This is a genomic window from Lachnospira intestinalis, assembly GCF_040095895.1.
In the GTDB taxonomy this organism is placed as follows: domain Bacteria; phylum Bacillota; class Clostridia; order Lachnospirales; family Lachnospiraceae; genus Lachnospira; species Lachnospira intestinalis.
On record NZ_JBBMFS010000005.1, the window covers coordinates 106,550 to 127,464 of the forward strand.

Sequence of the window (20,915 nt, forward strand, 5' to 3'; positions counted from 1 at the left end):
AAAGAAAAATAAAAAGAAAAGAGGAAAACAATTGAAAAAGCTGACAAAGGACCAGCCATGCTGGTGCAAGAGTGGAAAGTTATACGGTGAATGCCACATGGATTTTGATAAAAAAATTGAAATGTACAGAAGAAAATTTCATAAGGTTCCACCGCGGGAAATTATTAAAAATGAAGCACAGTTACAGGGAATGCGTGAAAGCAGCAAGATTAATATTGCAGTACTTGATTATGTGGCAGAACACATTTGTGCAGGTATGACGACAGAAGAAATCGATCAGATGGTTTATCAGAAGACAACGGCAATGGGGGGTATTCCGGCACCGTTAAATTATGAAGGGTTTCCAAAGAGCGTATGTACTTCCATTAATGAACAGGTGTGCCATGGAATTCCTTCCAATAATGTACAGTTAATTGACGGCGATATTGTCAATGTGGACTGCTCAACCATTTATAATGGATATTTTTCAGATTCATCCCGGATGTTCTGTATTGGAAATGTTTCCGAAGAAAACCAGAAGCTCGTGCGTGTGGCAAAAGAGTGTGTGGAGCTGGGCTTACAGCAGGTAAAACCATGGGGACATTTAGGTGATGTGGCACAGGCGATTCAGGACCATGCAAAGGAAAACGGATATTCTGTTGTCCGTCAGGTCGGTGGTCACGGTATCGGACTGGAATTCCACGAAGCCCCATATGTCAGCTATGTGATAAAAAAAGGCACTGGAATGGTGATGGCACCGGGCATGGTATTTACAATTGAACCGATGATTAATATGGGAACAAGTGAGATTTACATTGATGAACAGAATGGCTGGACAATCTATACGGATGATGAAAAGCCGTCAGCACAGTGGGAAATTATGGTACTTGTAACCAATGACGGATATGAAGTGATGTCGTGGTAATAAAAAATGGATAAAAAAGCTCCGGATAATGCCGGGGCTTTTTTTGATGGGTGCGCCTGGCGGCGCACGTTTCTAAGTATCACGGACAGAAATCTGATACAAGGCGTACATGGTGGATGAGCTGACTTAGGACAGCAAAGTCCAAAAGGCAACCGTAACCCATGTATGTAGATCAGGCAAGTAGACGAGGAAAGACTGGCAGTCTTTTAGTGTGGCGGGGCAAAAGAGGGGAAGAACTCTTTTTGTGTGAAATCATATAATAGTATTAAATAAATTATATGGAGTAAGTATGGATTGTATGAATAAAAAAAATCCGCCGCAGGTTGTGGGCATGACATATGTGCCATGGCAGCACTGGGGCGAGGTGTATGAACCATGCAGAGCATTAAAATACGGAACATTGTTTCCAATATTAAATAAGCCGTTTGTCGGCTGCAGATGCGACAGAAGCCGTTAACGGGCAGAAAGCCGGTTAAAATGCAGAGTGCAGGCAAACAGCGGCATTGCGGACTCTGTGAAACAGTATGCCGCGTATAAAGAGAGGAGCATGGCAAACGTGAAGGATATGAGAAATCCATATATGCCAGGTAGAGGGGATTCCTGCGGCTGTCAGGGAATCCGGCCGGAGCAGGCAGGCAGTAAAAATCCTGCCGGTAGAAGGGCAGGAGAAAACTGTCCGTGTACTGACAGAATGGGAAGAGAAATGAGAATGCCAAACAGAATGGAGCATCGTCTGCCAATGCAGGGATGCCAGGAGAATATGCGTCTGGTGCCGGAAAACAGAATGTCAGAAAGAAGACTGCAGTCTGTACAGAATCAGCAGTGTAACAAAAGCCGTTATATCGCAGATGTGTATGAGCTGGGATTTGTTATGGTGGAAACGGCGCTGTATCTGGATACCCATCCCGATGACGGTGAAGCACTGGCATTTTATGCCGATATGAAGCATCAGTACGCAGAAGCAGTGCGGCTTTACAATGAAAATGTAGGTCCTTTAAGTTTTTATCATGTAACAAATGAAAACTACTGGAACTGGGTTGCAACACCAATGCCGTGGGAAATGGAGGGTTAAACGATGTGGAATTATGAAAAAAGATTACAGTTTCCGATTCATATTAAGAATCCCAATCCGGCACTTGCGGCAATGATTATCAGTCAATACGGAGGCCCCGATGGGGAGTCCAGCGCCTCCATGCGTTACCTGTCCCAGCGGTATAGCATGCCGTACCGTGAAGTTTCCGGGCTTTTGACGGATATCGCGACAGAGGAATATAGACCACTTATATATCGGTAAGCGTAAAGGCAGATATTTACTGCTTTTACGCTATTTATGTTTTGGGACAACTGGATAGACAATTATAGAAAATTCGTCTTCATGCCCGTGACCTTTGACATTTTTTGTATAAACGACCCTTTCTATAACTTCTTTTAAAATGTCATTTTTACTTTTAGGAGTATCAAGGGACCAGTAGCATTCTATAATTTTCCTCAGTTTTGGAACAAACTGAATTTTAGCGGTCTGACGCTTTTCTTCTTCTAATATTTCTTTTTTTACAGATTCAATTTGAGTGTTTAAACTTTCAATTCTATCTTTAAGCGTGGCAGAACGTTGAAAGAATATATCTGTAGTATAAACTCCCTGTTCTAATAAATCATAAGCGTTGTTTAACTGTTTTGTTACAGTTGTAAGTTCCTGCTCATATTTATTAATATTTTTTTTCATTACAGCAATGTTGTCTGTTTTTTTTTGTTCTTCATTTTCAGATACATCATATTCGTTAAGCCATGTTTTAAGAGAGTCAATGATACGTTCTTCAATTAAACGCATGTAAGCGGCACGGTTATCGCAGGCGGTATTTTGACACATTATAACATCGGCTGGCTGCCGAGAACCAGCAGGACGGCGTTGCATACGTTGTCCACACTTAGAACAATATATCAAACCGCATAGTGGGTTGGTAAGTTGTGTAGCTCTTTTAGGGGAGGTATTTGTTTTAGCAATACGCATTTCATGTGCTTTTTGCCAAAGTTCTTTAGATACAAGCCCTTCATGTCTACCCTCATATTTTTCATATTCATCACAAGGACGCAGTCGTGGACGTGTTTTGGTAACAATGCCGTTTTTCATTATAGTTGTTTCTTTTCTACGCCCCCAGACCATGTATCCTGCATAGAGTGGATTATCAAGAATAGAAATAATAGTGTGTGTAGTAAAATGGTCTGTTTTTCGAGGTTTATATCCCATTTCTGTTAGTGTATGTGCGATTGTAGTAGTACCAGCATGTTCATTTACATACATATCAAAAATTCTTTTAACAGCATCAGCTTCTGGTTCTAAAGGTTCTAAGGTGTATCCTTTTTCGTTTACAAGTTTTACAACTTTATATCCAAATGGTGCATTCCAGCTTGGAAATTTACCTTCTTTTGCAGATTCTAAACGTCCTGCCTGGATACGGCGGTTTATTGTTTTATACTCACGGCGAGACATAAATAACCCAAATTCAAAGTATTCTTCATCAAATTCATTGTTTGGATTATAAATTTTTGTAGGAGTAATAATCTGTGTATCAGAATACTTGAATGTTTGACTTACAATTCCCTGGTCAATCGTATCACCGCGCGCCAGTCGTTCTACTTCTACAACAAGCACACCTTTATACATACCAGATTCTACATCTTGGAGTAATTGTTGCATTACAGGACGTGCCGCAATGGTTTCTCCAGATACAATTTCACGGTATACTTTTGTTACTTCAATTCCCATTTTCTGTGCAAGTGCATCCAACATATGTTTGTGCCGTGCAAGGGTTTCACCCTCTCCATGCTGTTCGGCTTCAACATCAGCACGGGATTTTCTTAAATATTGGGCATATAAATCCATAGTTTAACCTCCTTAAATAGAACTTTCTCACTTTCTACTTGATTATCTGCAACGGAATAAAAAAAGTCAATAAAAACTTGTCGAAGAAAAGAAAAACATGAAACGCGGTAACAAATAATCAGATAAAATCAAAAAGCAGGGAATTCCCCTGCTTTTTGACTATAGACAAAGTCCGAGCTCTTGTATTGGTAGAACAAAAGCTTTTATTATTAAAGTAATTTTTCAACAATATTGATTATAGTATTTATGTATAAAATAAGGACTGTTCTTGTTTTTAGTATATTAGAACTTCTGTCGGCAAGATATTTTATGAACCATAATAATATTATAATAGAAGCCAAAAATGACAATATTGATAGAGTGCTGAATGTTAAGCTACACATAACACTTAAAATTAATATTACAACAGGAAGTGATATTCCAGTTGAGAATTTTTCATGATATTCTAAATCAAATTTTAAATTTATATGTGAAAATATTATTAATAGCAATGTTGGCATGGCGTGAGATTCCTTGCTTCAGCTTCAGATAATGGTACCTGATGAGATGACTTAGAATTTCCGCAAGTCTTTTTGCTGTGATAGTGATTTCCGGTAGCAGTAATCCAAACTAGTTTCTCAGCCGTTGTCCTTTCGGTAGCCGGTTCCGTTTCCGGTTCGGTAACAGCTTCGGTTTCGGGTTCGACCTCCGGTTCTGCATCATTCTCGTTTTCTTGTGCAACAATAATATCCGGTTCAGTGGCTGTTTCAGCCGAGGATTCTATAATTGCAGTCGTATTTTCAATAGCTGCAGTTGTTGTTGAAACAGTGCTTTGCAATTCAGGTTGAACAGCAGTGGTTGTCTGTTCCTGCACAAGTGCTGTGGTAGAAGTGCTGTTATCAGACCCGGAACCGGGGATAAATGCACATATCCAGCAAATAGCATAGAAGCCAAAGATTGCAGATAAGATTGTTCTTTTTCTGCGGCTGTATTGGATCTTATTAGTCCACAAATAGATAAGTCCCGCAGGTGGAATAAAAAGCAGCAGAAACCATAGCAGTATGGGATGATGTTTCTTGTCGCCGCCATTATAGTTATTGTCATTATTGTCGTATTCTTGATTGTTTGTTGTGCCGGAGTTTCCGGAGGAGTGGGAATTTCCAGATGTTGAAACATCCTGATAATAAAGCCCGGTTCCGGGTATACCGACAGAGGTCGTTTTGCGGCCACTTGAACTTATTGTATGGTGGAATCCTTTTCCTCCGAATGTTACGCTGGTGCTTTTCTTGTTTAAATTTAATTTTACACCCGGCGCAATTTTAAAACTTTTTCTGAATCTTAAAGACATCTTAAAGCCTTCTTTCTTTAATCATATTTTAAACAATTCCCGAATCAAGTATAGCATATTAAATTGCAGTAAGGCAATAAAGGTACTGAGTACAGAGTATTTATAAGTAAATAGTAAAAAACGCGCAATTTAGACAATTTAGTACATTTTTTGATATATTTAAACAAAGTAAAATTGTACTGAATAAAGTACAATAATTTTTAAAAATAGTGCTTTACACGAACCCCGCCTTTGTTTAACAATTTCTTCATGCGAAAGCAGAGTATGCATGTCTGCTTCGTATAAACATAATGAGATTCGTGACGCGCAGGCTTGACAAGCAGGCAGATATATACCGGTATATAAATAAAATTTAAGAAAGGAATGCAGGATGAACAGAAAAGATAAAAAAATGAAGAAATTTAAACGCACAGATTTATATGCTGTATATTATAGAAAAAGTGAAAGACTGTTTTTTAATGAAAATTATAAAAAAACATCAGGCGCTACGGTTACAGTGATAAAATAAAAAGATATTGAATCCGAAGAATATAATTCACGGAGGTGGCAACATTGGTTGTCACCTCTAAACTGCTATGTTTTATTTTATATAGATCAAAAGGCAGGGGAGCCTCTGTTTTTTATCGTTTTGTGTTTGATTTGTTGCATTAAAGGAAAGTTATGTTATAATAAAATAAGTTTCTAAATTGTCACAAAAAATGCAGTAAATTATCCACATTTTACCAGAATAGGATTAAATAATGAAAACGTTTGAAATACCTAAATATTTGAATTTAGATGGAGATTCATTTGAATATTTAGCAGAATTACAGAACAATATATTAGTAAACCAGTACGAAGAAGTTGTATTGGATTTTTATGACTGCGAATATACCAATGCCGCATTTACAGCATTTATTGGTGCGTTGATGAAGATTTGTGAAAGTCAAAATATACCAATTAAGCTTCGGAGTAAAAAAGGCTCCAAAGTGAATCAGTATTTTAAAAGGTCAGGGCTGTATAATTATTTAGTAGAAGATGAGAAAAAATATATTAATGACAATGCCATTCCTTTTAGAAAAATCTCATTGGATGATGACTGTATCATAGATTACATTGAAAAAATATTATCATTGGCACCAATTACATTAACAAGTAAATGTAAACAGCAGTTATTCAAAAATATATTTGAAATATTTAATAATTCAGTAGACCATTCGGAAGCGCAAATGGGTGTTTTTTCATGTGGACATTGGATGCCGAATAAAAAAGAACTGGTATTTTCAATATATGATACAGGAAAGGGAATTCCAAAGCTGATTAAATCAAAGGTTGATGAAACGTTTACCTCAGAAACCGCATTAAAGTGGGCATTGGTCAGAGGTAATTCAACTAAGCAATTAAATGGTGGAGCACCAAGAGGATTGGGATTATCGGATTTGATTGATTTTATAAATTTAAATAATGGTTCTATTCAAATTATGAGTAATGATATATTGTATGAAAATAAAAAAGGTAAAGAGAGCATAAAAAAACTGCAAAATTCAATTATAGGTACATTAATTAGTATAAAAATAGTTGCTGATTATGAACATATATATATTTCTAAAAGGGAGGACAGATAAATGGCTATAATTAAGATTTCAGATTTTTCAAAAGAAGCGGCGTCAAAGACAAAGGGGTTAATTTTAAAAGAAAAACTTTTGGAACATTTGGATGATGCTGATTTAGCAGTAGATTTTACCGGAATAGAAATGTTTGCATCACCTTTTTTTAATAATAGTTTTTCAGCTTTGGCGTTGATTTACGGTTTTGAAAAAATCAATAATATTAAAAAAATAGGTTTGGATAGTACAGGTCAAAATACTTATGATACATCTATTGAAAACGCACGTTTATTATCCAACAGTCCGCAGTTTTCAGAACAGATTAATGATATTGTAAATAATGCCAATAAGGACGGTGAGCAGTTTGGATAATGTGAATTTATATAATATAAATACTTTTTCATCTATAAACAATCGAAAAAGATTTTGCTTGGATACTAATGTCCTATATTGGTATACATATCCGAGGTATGGTTTGGGTGAAAAAAATAATAAACATCATTCGCAGGTATATTATGATTTTGTTGATAAGCTCGTGGCTGACGGTAATCCGTTGATTACGACAATTTACAATGTTTCTGAATTGTTAAATATTGTCGAGAAAAACGAATGGGAAATATATAAAAGATTAAATCCACAGCTTCGAATAGATAAAAAGGAGTATCGTCATATTGCATCAGAACGAACAAATTTACAGCAGATCATGAAAACGACCATTTCAAATGTAAAAAGTATATGTACAATAGTTGATTTCAATTTTTCGTCAGAAAGACTTGATAGTTATGTGGATACATTCACGAAACATCGGTGTGATGTTTTCGATTATTTGATATTGAATTATTATGTAGAATCATCAGACATAAATATAATATCAGACGACAATGATTTTGTAACCTATCCGGGAATTAATTTGTACACTGCAAATCGTAAATCACTGGAAGAATTGACGGTGTGATTTATATAACCCTACTTTGGTGAGGGCGGTTGTTTAAATGAAATCTGAGGACGGAACGGGCAGCCGTCACCCTGGTTGGAGATGTGGGAATGTCACCCCACCTATTTCATTTATTAATAAGATAATAATAAGCGTAGTTGTTTTGAGGTCGGAAATGGTTTCCGACGCACTCTGAAAAGAGTACCTGAGATGATGGATACACCGCCCATCCTAAACAACTATGCTTTTTATTTTATAATTTAATATCCTATAAATCAAAAATGCAGGGCAAATCACCCTGTATTTTTGATAAACTATTGTATTTTGACTATTTCTCCAGTATTTATATTTATTTGATAACTTGCTAACAATGTTCCTGAGAACATTAATTTTGCATCATGTTCTTCACCTTTTACGTAATCATGTATTTCACAAAATAGTGAATTACCTGAAACGCGCAGATTAGTAGATGTATTATTGAAAAAATTAATAATTCCGTGTATTTCATCTTTTGATTTAAAGTATGTTTGATAATAGGAAAGAGCATAATCCTGAATGTTAATATTTTCAACAATAAGAGCATGTTTCCATTTATTTGTAACATCATTCCGTACATAGTCATAGTATGTAATATCTAAAGTAGAAATGTCCTTACCATTTACAGAAGTTGTTTGATTTTCTTCAACTGTAGTTTCAGCTATAGTAGTATTATTGGAAGTAGAGGTGGAATCGGGATTAACTATTGCTGAAATAATGCCACATATCCATATAAAAATATAAAGTAATAAGAAAGCATGAATCCATTTTTTGGAATTAGGAAAATATTTAAAAAATAAAATATATCCTACAGGAGGAATCATTAATAATAGTAAGATTGTTACTATTTTCATTAGTTGATTTGTTTGTGATTTTTCATTTGATTGCATATATAGTTCTCCTTTTATTCAAATTTATGCCTATTTTATTAAATATAATTTAGAAACATTCAAAACAAAACCACCCCTCTCATATTATCAACAATTCCCAAATCAAATATAGCATATAAAAGAGCGATAGTACAGATGTGGTACTGAATATAGTATTTTTATGATTAAACAGCAAAATAAAAATGCAGAGTGAATCATCACCCTGCATTTTTTGAAATATCATCAAAATCGTCTTCCGGAAATCCGCCCTCTGGCTCATCTGGAACATCATCATAGATACAATGCTTATGTTCTGCAGTTTCATTATTCTGAGCCGCAACTGCCTGATACTTTTCAATCATGCGTTGCAGGGCTTCCCAGTCAGTTACATCAAAGGTCGCAAATGTCTTAAAGACATTCTTTGCAAATTGGTTTTCACTTTTTAAAATACGGTCAATCATTGCAAAATATTGCGTTTCATCGCTGGCATACATCTCACCGTCACCGTAAACAAGATAATCATAGTTCACATTATATTCGCGGCAGATTGCTTTTGTCATCTGTTCGGTCAGATTACGATTCCCTTTTTCAATATTAGAAATAGCAACTTTAGTGACGCCTAATCGGTCACCAAATTTTTCAAGCGTAAGCCCTAGCGACTTACGAAGTTCTTTTACGCGTTCACCTTGTGTCATTTATGAAATCACCTCTTTTCATATTAATTTAACATTAATATAACACGCAAAAAATAACTGGTCAACAAAAAGTTATCAAAGATTACAAAAAAGAGTTGACAAAGTAATCAAAGATTGCTATAGTGTAATCACAGATAACGAAAACAACTTCAAAGAGGAGTGAGAATCCATGATTATAAGAACAGAATTTGGAAATTTTGGTTGTCCGGAGGACTTACTCCGGTACATGCGGGAAGGAATCCGAATATTGGGGTGCTAAGCTCACTCCAGTTCGTTTTACACTGAAAGAAGTTGAAGACTGGATAAAGTTGAAAGAAATGTAAAGGCAGGTGAGAGATATGACACAAGAAGAAACGAAAAAGCGGCTGATTGAACAGACTACAATACAGTTCACAAAGCTGACAGACGAAAACAAGCAGTTCATTCTCGGTTACATGCTGGGAGTGCAGTCAGAGCAGCAGAAAGCGCAGACACAGCCCCGGACAGCATGAGCCGGGGCGGATTAGTGAAGGAGGAATAAAAAATGTGGCTGTCAAAGAAAGAGTATAAGGCTTTAATTTGCGAATTAGATGAAATTAAGGCGAAACAGCGCGAACTGGAGCAGAAGACGGAACAGAGGTTACTTAATATGGCAAAAAGAATCCTCAGAGAGCCGGAAAAACTCTCTGAGGAATTAAATCAAATGGATAGGCTTGATAAGTACGTTGATGACATTATTAATCAGTGATGAAGTGAGGTGATGACTTGAAATGCCAGCATTTGTTTTACTGATACTAGTATACATTATAGCGATTGGGTGCGTTTTTATCATGAAAAAAATACAACCCGAAAGCGTGTTTGTATATGCTGTCTGGGCGGGATTTGTATGTGTTTTACTTACATTGATTGTAATAATTCATTAAAGAAAGGACAAAGCATGTTGTATTACATATGTTCGCCGTATCGTGGGGCGACAAAGGAAGAAGTTGAAAAACATATAAAATATGCCAAAGAGCTGACAAGGACGGTATTGTTACACGGACATAGTGCGGTTGCTCCGCACCTATACATAACAAACTACCTTAATGATTCCAGATCGGAAGAAAGAAAACGAGGACTAGAAGCTTCGCTGGAGATATTAAAAAAATGCGATGTGGTTTATGTCGGACAGAAGTTCGGCATTAGTAAAGGCATGGCGGCCGAGATTAAAGAGGCTGAAAAATTAGGAATACTGGTGTTTTATAGGGATTAGGAATACCCGCTCACAGCCCTCAGAAACTGTGAACGGATTTGGGTTTCGTTGCGGTAGTTCCCCACTTTGGCAGTGAAAAAAATTAGATACCTTAGACAGCTACCACCGCCAAAATAAAAGAATCGCAACAGCACACGGCAGTGTTGTGTTACCACTGCCGTGCGGCTCACAGGGCGTTTAACAGGGAAATGGCATATCCCCTAACCAAAATCCCCGGAAGCTGTATCCCCTCACAGCACCGCACGTCTGATAGCCATGCGGGTTCGATTCCCGCCGCCCTGATTTCAACGTTGAATATAAATAATAAAAGGCTGTGTGACAGGCACAGTCAGGTAACTTTTTGAATAACCATAATAATAAGGAGCGTAAAAAGGAGATTAATCATGATTGTAGAAGAACACCACATTGGAAAAACAACTATTTACATAGATGATAGCTGCGTAAGATATAAGACCCCAGAGGATGCAAAACCAGTAATGGAAAGAATCTATCGTATTTATAAAGAGAGTGAAATACGGAAGATGTTAAAAGAACAGGAAAAGTGAGTAGTTTTTACTCACTACCGGAAGCTGATTTAATAGGAAAAATACAGACAGGATATGTGCCATTCCTCTCCCCTTGCAATGGCACAGCACCCACTTTTATATTTTAATTCATTTGTCTGAAATGCGGGTTCAAATCCCGCGCTTCCGTTCGGGACAAGTTATTGCCCCGTGGCACGTTAAAGAAATGTATATCACAAAATATTGCCGGCATTAGTCGTATATGCCGACGGGAAGGAGAAATTTTATGCAGGTAATGGATTTGACGAAGATTGGAAAAGGCACAGGCGGCAATCGAACAGGTTGTGCAAAACATGACAGACGTCAATACACCCTATAAGACAAAGCGATCTGTGACAATCAAAATGAGTTTTGAACAGGACGAGAACCGCGAAATGGCAGCTTGTGAAATCTCTGTACAGACAAAGCTTGCACCGGTAAATCCGGTCAAGACAATGATTGGATTCGGCAGGGATTTAAAGACCAATGAACTGTTTGTAAACGAATGGAGCAAGCAGATTCCGGGGCAGATGTCTATGGATATGGAACAGGTACAGCCGGAGCAGAAGGACGAGCCGGAAGAAAGACAGGTAATTGATTACAGAAAAGCAAAGAAAGCATAGGAGGTATTTATGGAAAACGGATTAAAAGAAGCACTGGCATATGCAGTGGGACTTGCAGAACCTCATACGGTTGATTATGCAGGTGGAAGATTTACAGATAAGCAGCTTAGCCGCATTGAGTGTGATGTGAGAGCCTCAGCAATTCACATGAAAACACTGACGGGCTTAGTGGATTACATAAAAATGATGCAGGCAGATACATTAAGGTACGACCAGTGGATTGTACAGGTGAAAAGCCCGGTTGAAGTTTCGTTTTATTCTAAGTTAAATGAAGACAGGAAGCGGGAAGCATTAGCGGTTGCGGAAGCTGAATTGCCATCTATAAGATACAATTCATTTACGGAAGCAGAAGATTTTCTGATTGCATTACGTTCCATGTTTGTACAGACAGAAGCAACGGATTTGTTATTAAAGTTTGCAGGAACGGTTGAAATCGGAAGTGTACAGCAGTATAGCGATGATGGCATTTCCCAGAAAGCCACGGTGAAACAGGGGATTTCCGGTAAGGAAGAAGCGATTGTACCAAGTCCGATAGCGCTGGCACCATTTAGAACATTTATGGAAATTGAACAGCCGGAAAGTGAATTTATTTTTAGAATGAAGTCAGATGACAGAAGTGTTTTCTGCGCATTGTTTGAAGCGGATGGTGGTGCATGGAAGAATGCTGCAATGCAGAGTATAAAGCAGTATCTTGAAGAACAGCTTAAAGACATTGATTTTGTAACGGTGATAGCATAATAGTTTTTATCCGGCACAGTGTAGGGCTGTGCCGGATTATATGGCAGGAGCATGATATGACAGTAGAGGAAGTAACAGAGCTTTACATCAATCAGGGTAAAAATATGCTTGAAACGGCGCAGGCATTGAATGTGAATCTTTCATATCTGCGGGCATTTATGCAGCGCAACCGGATAACGAAAGATGCCGCAGTCATGCACAAGATTGACAGTGCCAGAAAAGCGCAGGAGCGCTGGAAGATGTTAAGTTCCAGTGCAATGGATAAGGACGGTGATATGAATGGATAAACCGGAATCAGAAGACAGCGTTGTAAATGCTGTTTATTCTGATTCTACCGGAGTAATTACAGGCAAATGCCCGCACTGCGGCGACTATGTGCAGCGGGTGTGGAATTTGAAGTGCTGCGGAAACTGCGGCAGACCAATCAGCTGGAATGGCATTCCGGTAGAGAATTATCACGACTTACCCCAAGAATAAATCAGAGTTGGTACGAGTAAATACGAGATAGTACGAGTGAATACGAGTAAATCAGAGATAATCATAGTTAGAACGAGATAATACGAGTAAGGTGGGAACATGAACAGGAATGAATTGTTTTCTTTGCTTATTCTGCGTGAAAAGGGTGCAAAAGCTCCGGCAACGGCAATGACCTTAAAGGAAATTGCATCAGGAGATACGGCGGTCAAATCCGTAAACACGCTGTATAAGATTTTTAAGAAGCTTGTCATTTCCGGTTATGTAAGCTGTGGGCTTCCAGACGGGCGCGCGGCGACTTACTACATAACAGATGCAGGATTGACAAAAATAGGAGAATTTGAATCATGAAAGACAAAATTGGAATAATCGCAGTTGGACAGGCTGGCGGAAATATTGGCCAGCTTTTTGAAGAATCCGGCTATTCTGTGTTGTATCTGAATACATCACAGGAAGACCTGGACACGTTAAAGAACGCAAAACACAAGTACCATATCACTGGCGGCGAAGGGTGCAACAAGGACAGGAACAAGGCTAAACAGCTTGTAATTGATGATTTTGACAATATTGCAGAGCAGATTGATGAAATTTTAAAATGCGAAATCCTTTTTGTTGTATTTGCCGCCGGTGGCGGTACGGGTTCGGGCGCAGGTCCGATGTTAATGGATTTGTTACTGGACGGAAGCAGTCGTTTTGTTGGTGCGGTGACGGTATTACCGGCACAGACAGAAAGCATAAAAGCGCAGATTAATGCGTATGAGTGCTTTTCAGAGCTGGTGCAGATTGAAGCATCAGCTGCCGTATTTGTAATTGATAACAATAACGGCGAAAAAATGCAGTTAAATCCACAGTTTGTAAATTCTTTCAACGGTTTTGTGGATATTCCCGAAAAATACAGAAGTGACAGAGGAAACATTGACACGGCAGAGGCCATGGAATCGTTAAAGGCACATGGCATGGCAGTGGTAATGCAGTATGGCAACAGCAACAGTAAAATAGCTGATATATTAAGCAGCTTAAACAAGACAATTTATGCGCCGCTGGAACCGGACAAGCGTATTAAATATATTACAGGTGCATTTGATGAATCTGTGAGGGATTTTATTGACCTGCAGAAGACGGTCGGTATTCCGGTGGACATTTTCCGGGCATATTCCGGCAAGGATAAGGCGCATTTGATGCTTTCCGGTTTATCATACCCGAAGACACGGCTGGACGTCATTCACGAATACGTCAGCGAAAATAAGGAACGGATCATGAATAATTTAAATGCCGGAACAATCCGGCTGGACAATGATATTAACTTCCTGTCAGCACCTGCGGCACCGGTACAGCCAAAGACCGGAAAACAGCAGAGCAGACAGGAAATCATGAGTAGATATTTAAGAAAATAGAGCAGAAAAGCGGATTATAAGCAGTGCAGGAGGAGAATTATGGCAATTTACAGGAATATACAAATGGCATTTTGGACAGACATTAAGGTGGTGGACGATTTTACACCGGAGGATAAGTTTTTTTACTTGTATCTGCTTACCAATCCGCATACTAACCTTTGCGGAGCGTATGAAATAAGCGTGAAGCAGATGGCAGATGAAACAGGCTACAGTCGTGACACGGTTGAAAAGCTTTTAAAGCGTTTTGCGGAAGTACATAAGGTTGCATACTATTCACAGGACACAAAGGAACTGCTTGTGCTGAACTGGCACAAGTATAACTGGACTGCATCCGAAAAGTTCAGAAAACCTTTACTGAAAGAAATAAACAGTGTTAAAAACGATAATTTTAAAGGCTATTTACTGGATTTATTCAGCGGTACAGATACCGTATCTATACCGTATGGATACGGTAGTGATACAACTGTTACTGTTACTGATACTGTTACTGTATCTCCAGTAGATATTGACAGTAATATTATTAACAATAATTGTTCAAGTGCGGCAAATGCGCCAAGTGTGGCAGTGGCAGATGAATTGAACGGTCGGAATTTGGTTCAGGACAATGATGAACCACATGAGCAACAGCAGATAGCCCCGGAGAATAACGGCGCTGATGATGCAGGCTTACAGTATTCACAAAAAATGGAGCGGCAGAAAGTGAAACAGGAAGCTGCACAACTGTTTGAAAAATTGTGGGGACAGTATCCGTGCAAGCGGGGAAAGGCGAAAGTGTCGGATTCTGCAAAAATTAAGCTGTTAAAAACAGGAGCAGACCAGATGCAGAGGGCACTCTCACGCTATCTGTCTGATTTGAAGAGGGAGAGCTGGCGCAAGCCGCAGAACGGAAGCACGTTTTTTACTTCCGGGTACATAGATTACCTGGACAGCAACTATGCACCGGCACCGGAACAGCCACGGAGCCGGGCGGCAGGCACTAAGTTTAATAATTTTCAACAGCGTGACATGGATATTGACAGCATGGAAAGGCAGTTGCTTAGTAATGCGATGTAGGAACATTGGTGATTTACTACGGAATTGACGACATTTTGAGGTGAAAGATATGGATGAAAATGTATTGAGAAAAATAAAAAAAATTAAGGCACTGGCAGAACGTGGGGTAGGAGGTGAGAAAAGTACAGCAGAGCAAAAGTTAAAGAAATTACTTGAAGAAAACGGTATAGTATCACTTGATGAATTGGAGAGAGAGCAGGCAGAATTTGAATTGTTTTCTTATAACGGCAAATATGAAAAAAAGCTTTTGATGCAGTGCATGTATAAGGTTTTAAAGGATTTAGATTTTAAAACATATCATAGGCGCGGGACAAAGCAAAAGGTGGGAATTTATTGTACTAAGGCGGAAAAAATAGAAATACAGTTGGAATTTGATTTTTATAAAAATGCTTTGCATGAAGAAATGGACAGATTAGTACGAGCCTTTATACAGGCAAATAAAATTTTCCCGGACAATACACCATATGATGATTCGGAATTAACAGAGGAAGATATAAAAATTATGAGTATGTCATCAATGATAGAAAAGAGAAATCGCAGATTGCTTTTGGAGGGAAAATGATAGAAAGTGGGTTGAGGGGACTCGAACCCCTCGGCGCCCAACTACTACATACGCTTTGCTCCTATTTCATTGGTTCCTGATGCAAAAACCCGCACTCGCCTGCACCCGCTGAAATGCTATTTACTACAGAAGTAATTGTCATAAGAGTACCTCCCGAAAAGATAAATCTGAAATTACAGTTATTTTTTAGGTTATGCGTCCACATGACAGAGCAACAAGATAAAATTATCGTAAGTAGTGAAGTAAATGGCTTAATTACAAATATATGATACATCTTATGTAGAAAAAAGTCAAAAGGTCAAGAAAGGAGAAGATTTATGGCAAAGTATAGAGATATTTTAGGCAACGAAAGAGAAATTGAAGATACGACAATAACAATTAGCCTTGAAAAGTACAACACATTGATTATCAAAGAAGCAATCGCTGATGGACTTATACAGGCCAAAAACAAGGAGAAGAAATTGGTTCAAGATACAGATGAATTATTGGAAATGTATAATGATGTTGTTAAGGACCTTGAAAAGTTTAAAGAATATCAGCAGTTAGAGGAGCAGGGCACACTTATCAAGTTACCTTTCAAGGCAGGATATCGGGTATATCTGATAAGCGAAAACTTTATTGAACCATGTACAGTTGAAGCAATATTCTTGTCGGATTATATGGATAAAGAGTGGAATCACAGCAACATGGCAGAAATTTATTACAACAGAGAAGACTGCCCTTATGTATCTACGGAAATATACTTTACTGATATTGGCAAAACAGTATTCCTTACAGAATCTGAAGCAGAAGCAAAATTGAAAGATATCAAAGCAAATCGGATTTAAAATTTTGTGCATAAGGAGATGCAAACATGAAGATTATTGACAACCAGCCGCAGGCACAGATACTCGAAGATAAGATAACAGCAATAAGACAGACCAGGTATTCTGACAACGACTGCATGAATGCGGCGGTGCAGACGATTGTCATAGATGAACTGGTGGACATGTGGGAGAAGTTACAGAAGTAATGGAGTCCGTTACCGTAAGAGCGGTAGCGGGCTTTTCGGCATTCAGGAAAGGACAGAGAAAATGAGAAGGATAAAATATTTTGCGGGACAGCACGAAACAAAGCCCATTAAAGACCAGCGGGAACTGGATGCGCTGTATGGCTATTTTTTAAACCATATCAGAGATGCAAAAACAGACTGTAAAAGGTATCAGTGGGAGCGGAACTATATGCTGGTACACATTGGCTTAAATACGGCATTCAGGGCAGAGGACTTGTTGCAGCTGCGGGTGGTGGACGTGGAAAAAGGGTATATGTCTATAAAAGAGAACAAAACAGGGAAAATGCAAAACTTCAGAATGAATAAGCAGTTGCACGAAGATATTCTTGAATATATCAATAAATACAATCTTGGCAAATATGATTACCTGTTCCGGGGACAAAAGAAATATGTAGATGATAAAGCCTATATCTATCCGATTAATCGTCAAATGGGCTATAAGATTGTATCAGCGGCGGCGGAAGCAATCGGAATTCCGTATACATTTGGATTACATTCGTTACGCAAGACATTTGGTTATCAATATATTAAGAAAGGTGGCAAGACTCTTACGCTGATGAAAATGTACAATCATGCAAGTCCGGATGTTACTTTGCGGTATGTTTGCTGGGGCAAAGAAGACGCGGAGCATGACCGGGAAGCAATGTATATCGGACCGAAGGGAATGAACAGAAAAAGGTAAGTTATCCACAAAAATAACGGGATTTACACTTACGGTATCATTTTTGCGTTAGAAAAAGATAGTTGATATAATTGGAGCATAGGAAAATACAGAGGTTGCACAGCTAAAAGCGGCATTAGAAAAAATTATACACTTTTAGCAGTTATGTATCATTTTTTAGGGAGGATTGTGGATAAATGCAGAACGCGACAGATGAGGATAAAATTGAATTTTTAGAGGGGTACAGGAGAGCAAAACTAAGGGAAGAAAATTATAAGCTTGAATCAGAGGCACTTATCAATTGCCGGTTAATTTCATCATCAAAGATTACTGGAATGCCGAAAGCACATAACAATAAAAAGGATTTATCACAGTTGCAGGAGTTCATTGAGAAGCGAAGTCAGGAATATATTGGCTACAGATATACAGCAGCAATGCGTGCGGCAGAGATTATGGAGTATATAAACAGACTGGACGATGAGCTTGAAAAGAAGATACTGTTGTTAAGATATATACAGCTGGATAGCAAAAACCGCCTGCGGGACTGGAATTATATAGCGGACAAGATTGGATACAGCAGAGCGGCACTGCACAAGTATTACAAAAATGCGCTGGAGCATTTGCAGATTCCTTAAAAAAATAAAAGTGTAGACAAAAATAGACACAAATAGACATTCATATGTGTTAATATAGTATCTGTCAAAACTGCATTTGATTTATTCCAAGGGAAGGGAGTGCCTTAAAACAAGGCATTCCCTTTTGTCGTGTGCGGGGAAGACAAAGACTGTGAGCAAAGACAGGTGAGCATGGTTGATAGGAGTGAGAACGTGACACAAGATGATATTATGTATGTTGCATGGTGCATAAAAAATGACATGCACAGATTTTATACATGGAAAAAATGGATAAAGATAAGAACTGCTGTGTTACTTACAGATAAGTATGAGTGTCAGGACTGTAAAAAACAGGGGAGATATACAAGAGCAACAACGGTACATCATGTGAATCACGTTAAAGCTCATCCAGAACTTGCATTAGAAATTAATTACATAGATGTAGAAGGAAATGAAAAAAGAAATTTAGTGAGCCTGTGTTTTAATTGTCATGAAAAGCGGCATGGATATAGAAAGCATAATTATCATGCGCCGATTACAGAAGAACGCTGGTAATCCCCCCGGGTAAAAAAATTCAAAAAATTTTTGCACCTGCGGTGACCGGTGCGAAACTCGACAATCCGAAAATTCTTGCACATGATATGAATTTGTTTTTTTGCGGATATTGTAATTGTCTGGACTTATTTATATTATATGCTCATTTGGAGCGGGAAACTGTGTTTTAATTTTAACTTTTTGAAACTTTATTTTTGAGAAAGGGGGAGTAGTATGGCAACCAAAGCGCAGAAAATTGAAGCATCTTTGAGAAAACAGCTTGAAAGAAAAGGTGCAAACGAATACCATCTTGAAAAACTGGTAGAAGACTACTGCAAATTGTATGACATAAAAGTTAAGCTGCAAAAAGATATTGACGATGAAGGTGTTACGCTTACAGAGATAAATACAAAGGGCTTTGAAGTTCATAAAACAAACCCGGCAATCGCAGAAGTTACAAGGGTTACAACAACAATGCTTAAAATTCTTGATACATTGGGCATTAATGCAGATGATAACATTGCAGATGTTGGAGGTGCAGATGATACAGGATTGTAGAATTACAGACTATATAAATCTTGTCAGGAAAGAACCATACAAAATTTGTGATGAACAAAAGCAGTTATGCAATATGATTGAAAGAATCTTTGAAGCAGAAGATTTGACGGTTGATTCACAACAACTGGACAGGTATATGGCATTTCAAAAGTATTTTCCATTTGAGCTGCTTGAGTGGGAAAAATTTTGTTTTGCGTTGCATAACTGTGTGTATCTTCCTGACGGGCAGCTGCGTTTTCCTAAGCTGGATATTTATGTGGGGCGCGGAAGCGGGAAGAACGGATATCTGTCATTTGAAGATTTTTGTCTGCTGACACCGGTGAACGGTGTGAAAAATTATAACATAGACATTTTTGCAATGAGTGAAAAACAGGCAAAAATGTCTTTTTTTGATGTTTATAATGTGCTTGAAGAACATAAAACTGTGATGAAAAAATATTTCTATTGGACAAAAGAAGTAATTAAAAATTTAAAAACAGGTTCGGAATTTGCATTTAATACATCAAGTGTTAAAACAAAGGACGGTTTCAGGCCGGGTAAAGTTGATTTTGACGAATATCATGCGTATGAGAATATGAAACTGGTTGATGTTGCAGTTACCGGACTTGGTAAGGTTCCGCATCCGCGCCAGACGATTATAACAACAGACGGAAATGTGCGTGACGGTCCGCTTGATACGGAACTGGACAAATGCCGGAAAATATTGGCGGGAGAATTGCCGGATAATGGAACGATTCCGTTTATCTGCCGTATTCCTGATAAAAAGATGATACTTGATAAAAGGAATTGGACAATGGCAAATCCCTCGTATTTTTATTTTCCGCATTTACAACATGAAATGGATTTGGAATACAGTGATTACATAATAGACCCTATAGGACATTCATCATTTGCAACAAAAAGGTGCAACTGCCCGCAGGGAACGCAGGAAGCTGTTGTTACAGATTGGGAGAATATTAAAGCCACCGGTATTAGTATTCCTGAATTTGAGCGCGGTACAAATGCGGTTGGTGGTGTTGATTATGCCAGTACAGAAGATTTTGTGGCGGCAGGCATACTGGTAATACAAAATAATATTGATTATTGGATAACGCATACATGGGTGTGTGAAGAAAGTAAAGATTTATCACGCATAAAAGCACCGCTTCGGGATTGGGAAGAAGCAGGACTGCTTACATTTGTCAAAGGACCGGAAATCAGCCCGGATATTCCGGCGGCATGGCTGGATATGCAGGCACAGTATTTTAATATCATGAAGCTGGGAATTGATAAATACAGATATACATTGTTATCTAAGGCACTTGTTGATATAGGTTTCACAGCAGGAAAAGACGGAAATATTATGTTAGTGCGTCCGTCAGATGAAATGATGATTATTCCTACGATTACAAGCTTATTTAATAATCATGCGATAGGCTGGGGAAATAACCCTCTTATGCGCTGGTACTGTAATAATTCAAATAGAATTACGTCAAGTGCGGGAAATATGACTTATGGCAAGATAGAACCTAAATCTCGAAAAACAGACGGATTTAAAGCATTTGTTGCCGCAGAAATTTTGAGAGATGAACTGATAACTTACAATAAAATGAGTAAGGAAATGTTTATGACTTCCAGTATGGGAGCATGGACATATTAGAAGGGTGGT

Annotated in this window: 29 protein-coding genes and 1 pseudogene; 26 read left to right on the top strand and 4 right to left on the bottom strand. The window is 38.3% G+C overall.

Features of this window, described 5'->3' with window-relative positions:
* Positions 1-31 precede the first annotated feature (31 nt).
* The 4 genes and pseudogenes from WMO37_RS07380 to WMO37_RS07395 all read left to right on the top strand — a co-directional run.
* Positions 32-904 (top strand): methionyl aminopeptidase, encoded by an 873-nt coding sequence (locus WMO37_RS07380; RefSeq protein WP_022431631.1) that lies wholly within the window; start codon positions 32-34, stop codon positions 902-904.
* Between the two features lie 298 nt (positions 905-1,202).
* Complete coding sequence (locus WMO37_RS07385) at positions 1,203-1,361, top strand: spore coat associated protein CotJA (RefSeq protein WP_227090726.1); 159 nt, start codon at positions 1,203-1,205, stop codon at positions 1,359-1,361.
* Between the two features lie 90 nt (positions 1,362-1,451).
* Positions 1,452-1,976, top strand: coding sequence for a spore coat protein CotJB (locus WMO37_RS07390; protein WP_227090728.1), 525 nt, complete (start codon positions 1,452-1,454; stop codon positions 1,974-1,976).
* A 3-nt stretch (positions 1,977-1,979) separates the two neighbouring features.
* Positions 1,980-2,174, top strand: a pseudogene (locus WMO37_RS07395) (manganese catalase family protein); the annotation flags it as partial.
* 54 nt (positions 2,175-2,228) lie between these two features.
* On the opposite strand, the gene WMO37_RS07400 reads toward WMO37_RS07395, so the two are convergent.
* Both WMO37_RS07400 and WMO37_RS07405 read right to left on the bottom strand, forming a co-directional pair.
* The gene (locus WMO37_RS07400; protein WP_349154683.1) at positions 2,229-3,785 is read right to left on the bottom strand and encodes a recombinase family protein; all 1,557 of its coding nucleotides are present in this window, start codon (positions 3,783-3,785) and stop codon (positions 2,229-2,231) included.
* Between the two features lie 481 nt (positions 3,786-4,266).
* Positions 4,267-5,112 carry a DUF4236 domain-containing protein gene (locus WMO37_RS07405; RefSeq protein WP_349154684.1) on the bottom strand — a complete coding sequence of 282 codons (846 nt, stop codon included), beginning with the start codon at positions 5,110-5,112 and terminating at the stop codon, positions 4,267-4,269.
* Positions 5,113-5,852: 740 nt separating this feature from the next.
* Between WMO37_RS07405 and WMO37_RS07410 the strand changes: the two genes are divergently transcribed.
* The 3 genes from WMO37_RS07410 to WMO37_RS07420 all read left to right on the top strand — a co-directional run bounded on the left by WMO37_RS07410 (position 5,853) and on the right by WMO37_RS07420 (position 7,653).
* The gene (locus WMO37_RS07410; RefSeq protein ID WP_349154685.1) at positions 5,853-6,716 is read left to right on the top strand and encodes an ATP-binding protein; all 864 of its coding nucleotides are present in this window, start codon (positions 5,853-5,855) and stop codon (positions 6,714-6,716) included.
* Positions 6,717-7,070: an STAS-like domain-containing protein gene (locus WMO37_RS07415; RefSeq protein ID WP_349154686.1), complete on the top strand. Its 354-nt coding sequence runs from the start codon at positions 6,717-6,719 to the stop codon at positions 7,068-7,070.
* Positions 7,071-7,173: 103 nt separating this feature from the next.
* Positions 7,174-7,653 carry a hypothetical protein gene (locus WMO37_RS07420; protein WP_349154687.1) on the top strand — a complete coding sequence of 160 codons (480 nt, stop codon included), beginning with the start codon at positions 7,174-7,176 and terminating at the stop codon, positions 7,651-7,653.
* 293 nt (positions 7,654-7,946) lie between these two features.
* Here the strand turns inward: WMO37_RS07420 and WMO37_RS07425 are convergent, their stop codons facing one another.
* Both WMO37_RS07425 and WMO37_RS07430 read right to left on the bottom strand, forming a co-directional pair.
* A complete protein-coding gene (locus WMO37_RS07425) occupies positions 7,947-8,558 on the bottom strand; it encodes a YqaE/Pmp3 family membrane protein (protein WP_349154688.1) in 612 nt (203 codons plus the stop codon).
* Positions 8,559-8,755: 197 nt separating this feature from the next.
* The gene (locus WMO37_RS07430; protein ID WP_349154689.1) at positions 8,756-9,232 is read right to left on the bottom strand and encodes a helix-turn-helix domain-containing protein; all 477 of its coding nucleotides are present in this window, start codon (positions 9,230-9,232) and stop codon (positions 8,756-8,758) included.
* A gap of 338 nt (positions 9,233-9,570) precedes the next feature.
* On the opposite strand from WMO37_RS07430, the gene WMO37_RS07435 reads away from it, so the two are divergent.
* From WMO37_RS07435 to WMO37_RS07525, 19 genes are all read left to right on the top strand, one after another.
* A complete protein-coding gene (locus WMO37_RS07435; protein ID WP_349154690.1) occupies positions 9,571-9,723 on the top strand; it encodes a hypothetical protein in 153 nt (50 codons plus the stop codon).
* Between the two features lie 32 nt (positions 9,724-9,755).
* Entirely contained in the window at positions 9,756-9,959 is a 204-nt protein-coding gene (locus tag WMO37_RS07440) for a hypothetical protein (RefSeq protein ID WP_349154691.1), read from the top strand.
* Between the two features lie 138 nt (positions 9,960-10,097).
* Positions 10,098-10,463: a DUF7768 domain-containing protein gene (locus tag WMO37_RS07445; RefSeq protein WP_349154692.1), complete on the top strand. Its 366-nt coding sequence runs from the start codon at positions 10,098-10,100 to the stop codon at positions 10,461-10,463.
* A 383-nt stretch (positions 10,464-10,846) separates the two neighbouring features.
* Positions 10,847-11,008 (top strand): hypothetical protein, encoded by a 162-nt coding sequence (locus WMO37_RS07450; protein ID WP_349154693.1) that lies wholly within the window; start codon positions 10,847-10,849, stop codon positions 11,006-11,008.
* Positions 11,009-11,277: 269 nt separating this feature from the next.
* Positions 11,278-11,628, top strand: coding sequence for a hypothetical protein (locus WMO37_RS07455; RefSeq protein ID WP_349154694.1), 351 nt, complete (start codon positions 11,278-11,280; stop codon positions 11,626-11,628).
* A 9-nt stretch (positions 11,629-11,637) separates the two neighbouring features.
* Positions 11,638-12,366 (top strand): hypothetical protein, encoded by a 729-nt coding sequence (locus WMO37_RS07460; protein WP_349154695.1) that lies wholly within the window; start codon positions 11,638-11,640, stop codon positions 12,364-12,366.
* A 56-nt stretch (positions 12,367-12,422) separates the two neighbouring features.
* On the top strand, positions 12,423-12,653 hold the full coding sequence (locus WMO37_RS07465) for a hypothetical protein (protein ID WP_349154696.1): 231 nt from the start codon (positions 12,423-12,425) through the stop codon (positions 12,651-12,653).
* A complete protein-coding gene (locus WMO37_RS07470) occupies positions 12,646-12,843 on the top strand; it encodes a hypothetical protein (protein WP_349154697.1) in 198 nt (65 codons plus the stop codon). Before WMO37_RS07465 ends, WMO37_RS07470 begins: the two co-directional genes overlap by 8 nt.
* 99 nt (positions 12,844-12,942) lie before the next feature.
* Positions 12,943-13,191, top strand: a complete 249-nt coding sequence (locus WMO37_RS07475) for a hypothetical protein (RefSeq protein WP_349154698.1) — start codon at positions 12,943-12,945, stop codon at positions 13,189-13,191.
* A complete protein-coding gene (locus WMO37_RS07480; RefSeq protein WP_349154699.1) occupies positions 13,188-14,234 on the top strand; it encodes an FtsZ/tubulin family protein in 1,047 nt (348 codons plus the stop codon). The genes WMO37_RS07475 and WMO37_RS07480 overlap by 4 nt, the downstream gene beginning before the upstream one ends.
* Positions 14,235-14,273: 39 nt before the next feature.
* Positions 14,274-15,287 carry a hypothetical protein gene (locus WMO37_RS07485; RefSeq protein ID WP_349154700.1) on the top strand — a complete coding sequence of 338 codons (1,014 nt, stop codon included), beginning with the start codon at positions 14,274-14,276 and terminating at the stop codon, positions 15,285-15,287.
* A 49-nt stretch (positions 15,288-15,336) separates the two neighbouring features.
* Positions 15,337-15,849, top strand: coding sequence for a hypothetical protein (locus WMO37_RS07490; protein ID WP_349154701.1), 513 nt, complete (start codon positions 15,337-15,339; stop codon positions 15,847-15,849).
* A gap of 317 nt (positions 15,850-16,166) precedes the next feature.
* Positions 16,167-16,676: a hypothetical protein gene (locus WMO37_RS07495; protein ID WP_349154702.1), complete on the top strand. Its 510-nt coding sequence runs from the start codon at positions 16,167-16,169 to the stop codon at positions 16,674-16,676.
* A 26-nt stretch (positions 16,677-16,702) separates the two neighbouring features.
* Positions 16,703-16,861, top strand: a complete 159-nt coding sequence (locus tag WMO37_RS07500; protein WP_349154703.1) for a hypothetical protein — start codon at positions 16,703-16,705, stop codon at positions 16,859-16,861.
* 61 nt (positions 16,862-16,922) lie between these two features.
* The gene (locus tag WMO37_RS07505; RefSeq protein WP_349154704.1) at positions 16,923-17,582 is read left to right on the top strand and encodes a tyrosine-type recombinase/integrase; all 660 of its coding nucleotides are present in this window, start codon (positions 16,923-16,925) and stop codon (positions 17,580-17,582) included.
* Positions 17,583-17,758: 176 nt separating this feature from the next.
* Positions 17,759-18,196 carry a hypothetical protein gene (locus tag WMO37_RS07510; RefSeq protein ID WP_349154705.1) on the top strand — a complete coding sequence of 146 codons (438 nt, stop codon included), beginning with the start codon at positions 17,759-17,761 and terminating at the stop codon, positions 18,194-18,196.
* A gap of 192 nt (positions 18,197-18,388) precedes the next feature.
* On the top strand, positions 18,389-18,730 hold the full coding sequence (locus WMO37_RS07515) for an HNH endonuclease (RefSeq protein WP_349154706.1): 342 nt from the start codon (positions 18,389-18,391) through the stop codon (positions 18,728-18,730).
* Between the two features lie 213 nt (positions 18,731-18,943).
* A complete protein-coding gene (locus WMO37_RS07520) occupies positions 18,944-19,267 on the top strand; it encodes a P27 family phage terminase small subunit (RefSeq protein WP_349154707.1) in 324 nt (107 codons plus the stop codon).
* Positions 19,251-20,906: a terminase TerL endonuclease subunit gene (locus WMO37_RS07525; RefSeq protein WP_349154708.1), complete on the top strand. Its 1,656-nt coding sequence runs from the start codon at positions 19,251-19,253 to the stop codon at positions 20,904-20,906. The genes WMO37_RS07520 and WMO37_RS07525 overlap by 17 nt, the downstream gene beginning before the upstream one ends.
* Positions 20,907-20,915 lie beyond the last annotated feature (9 nt).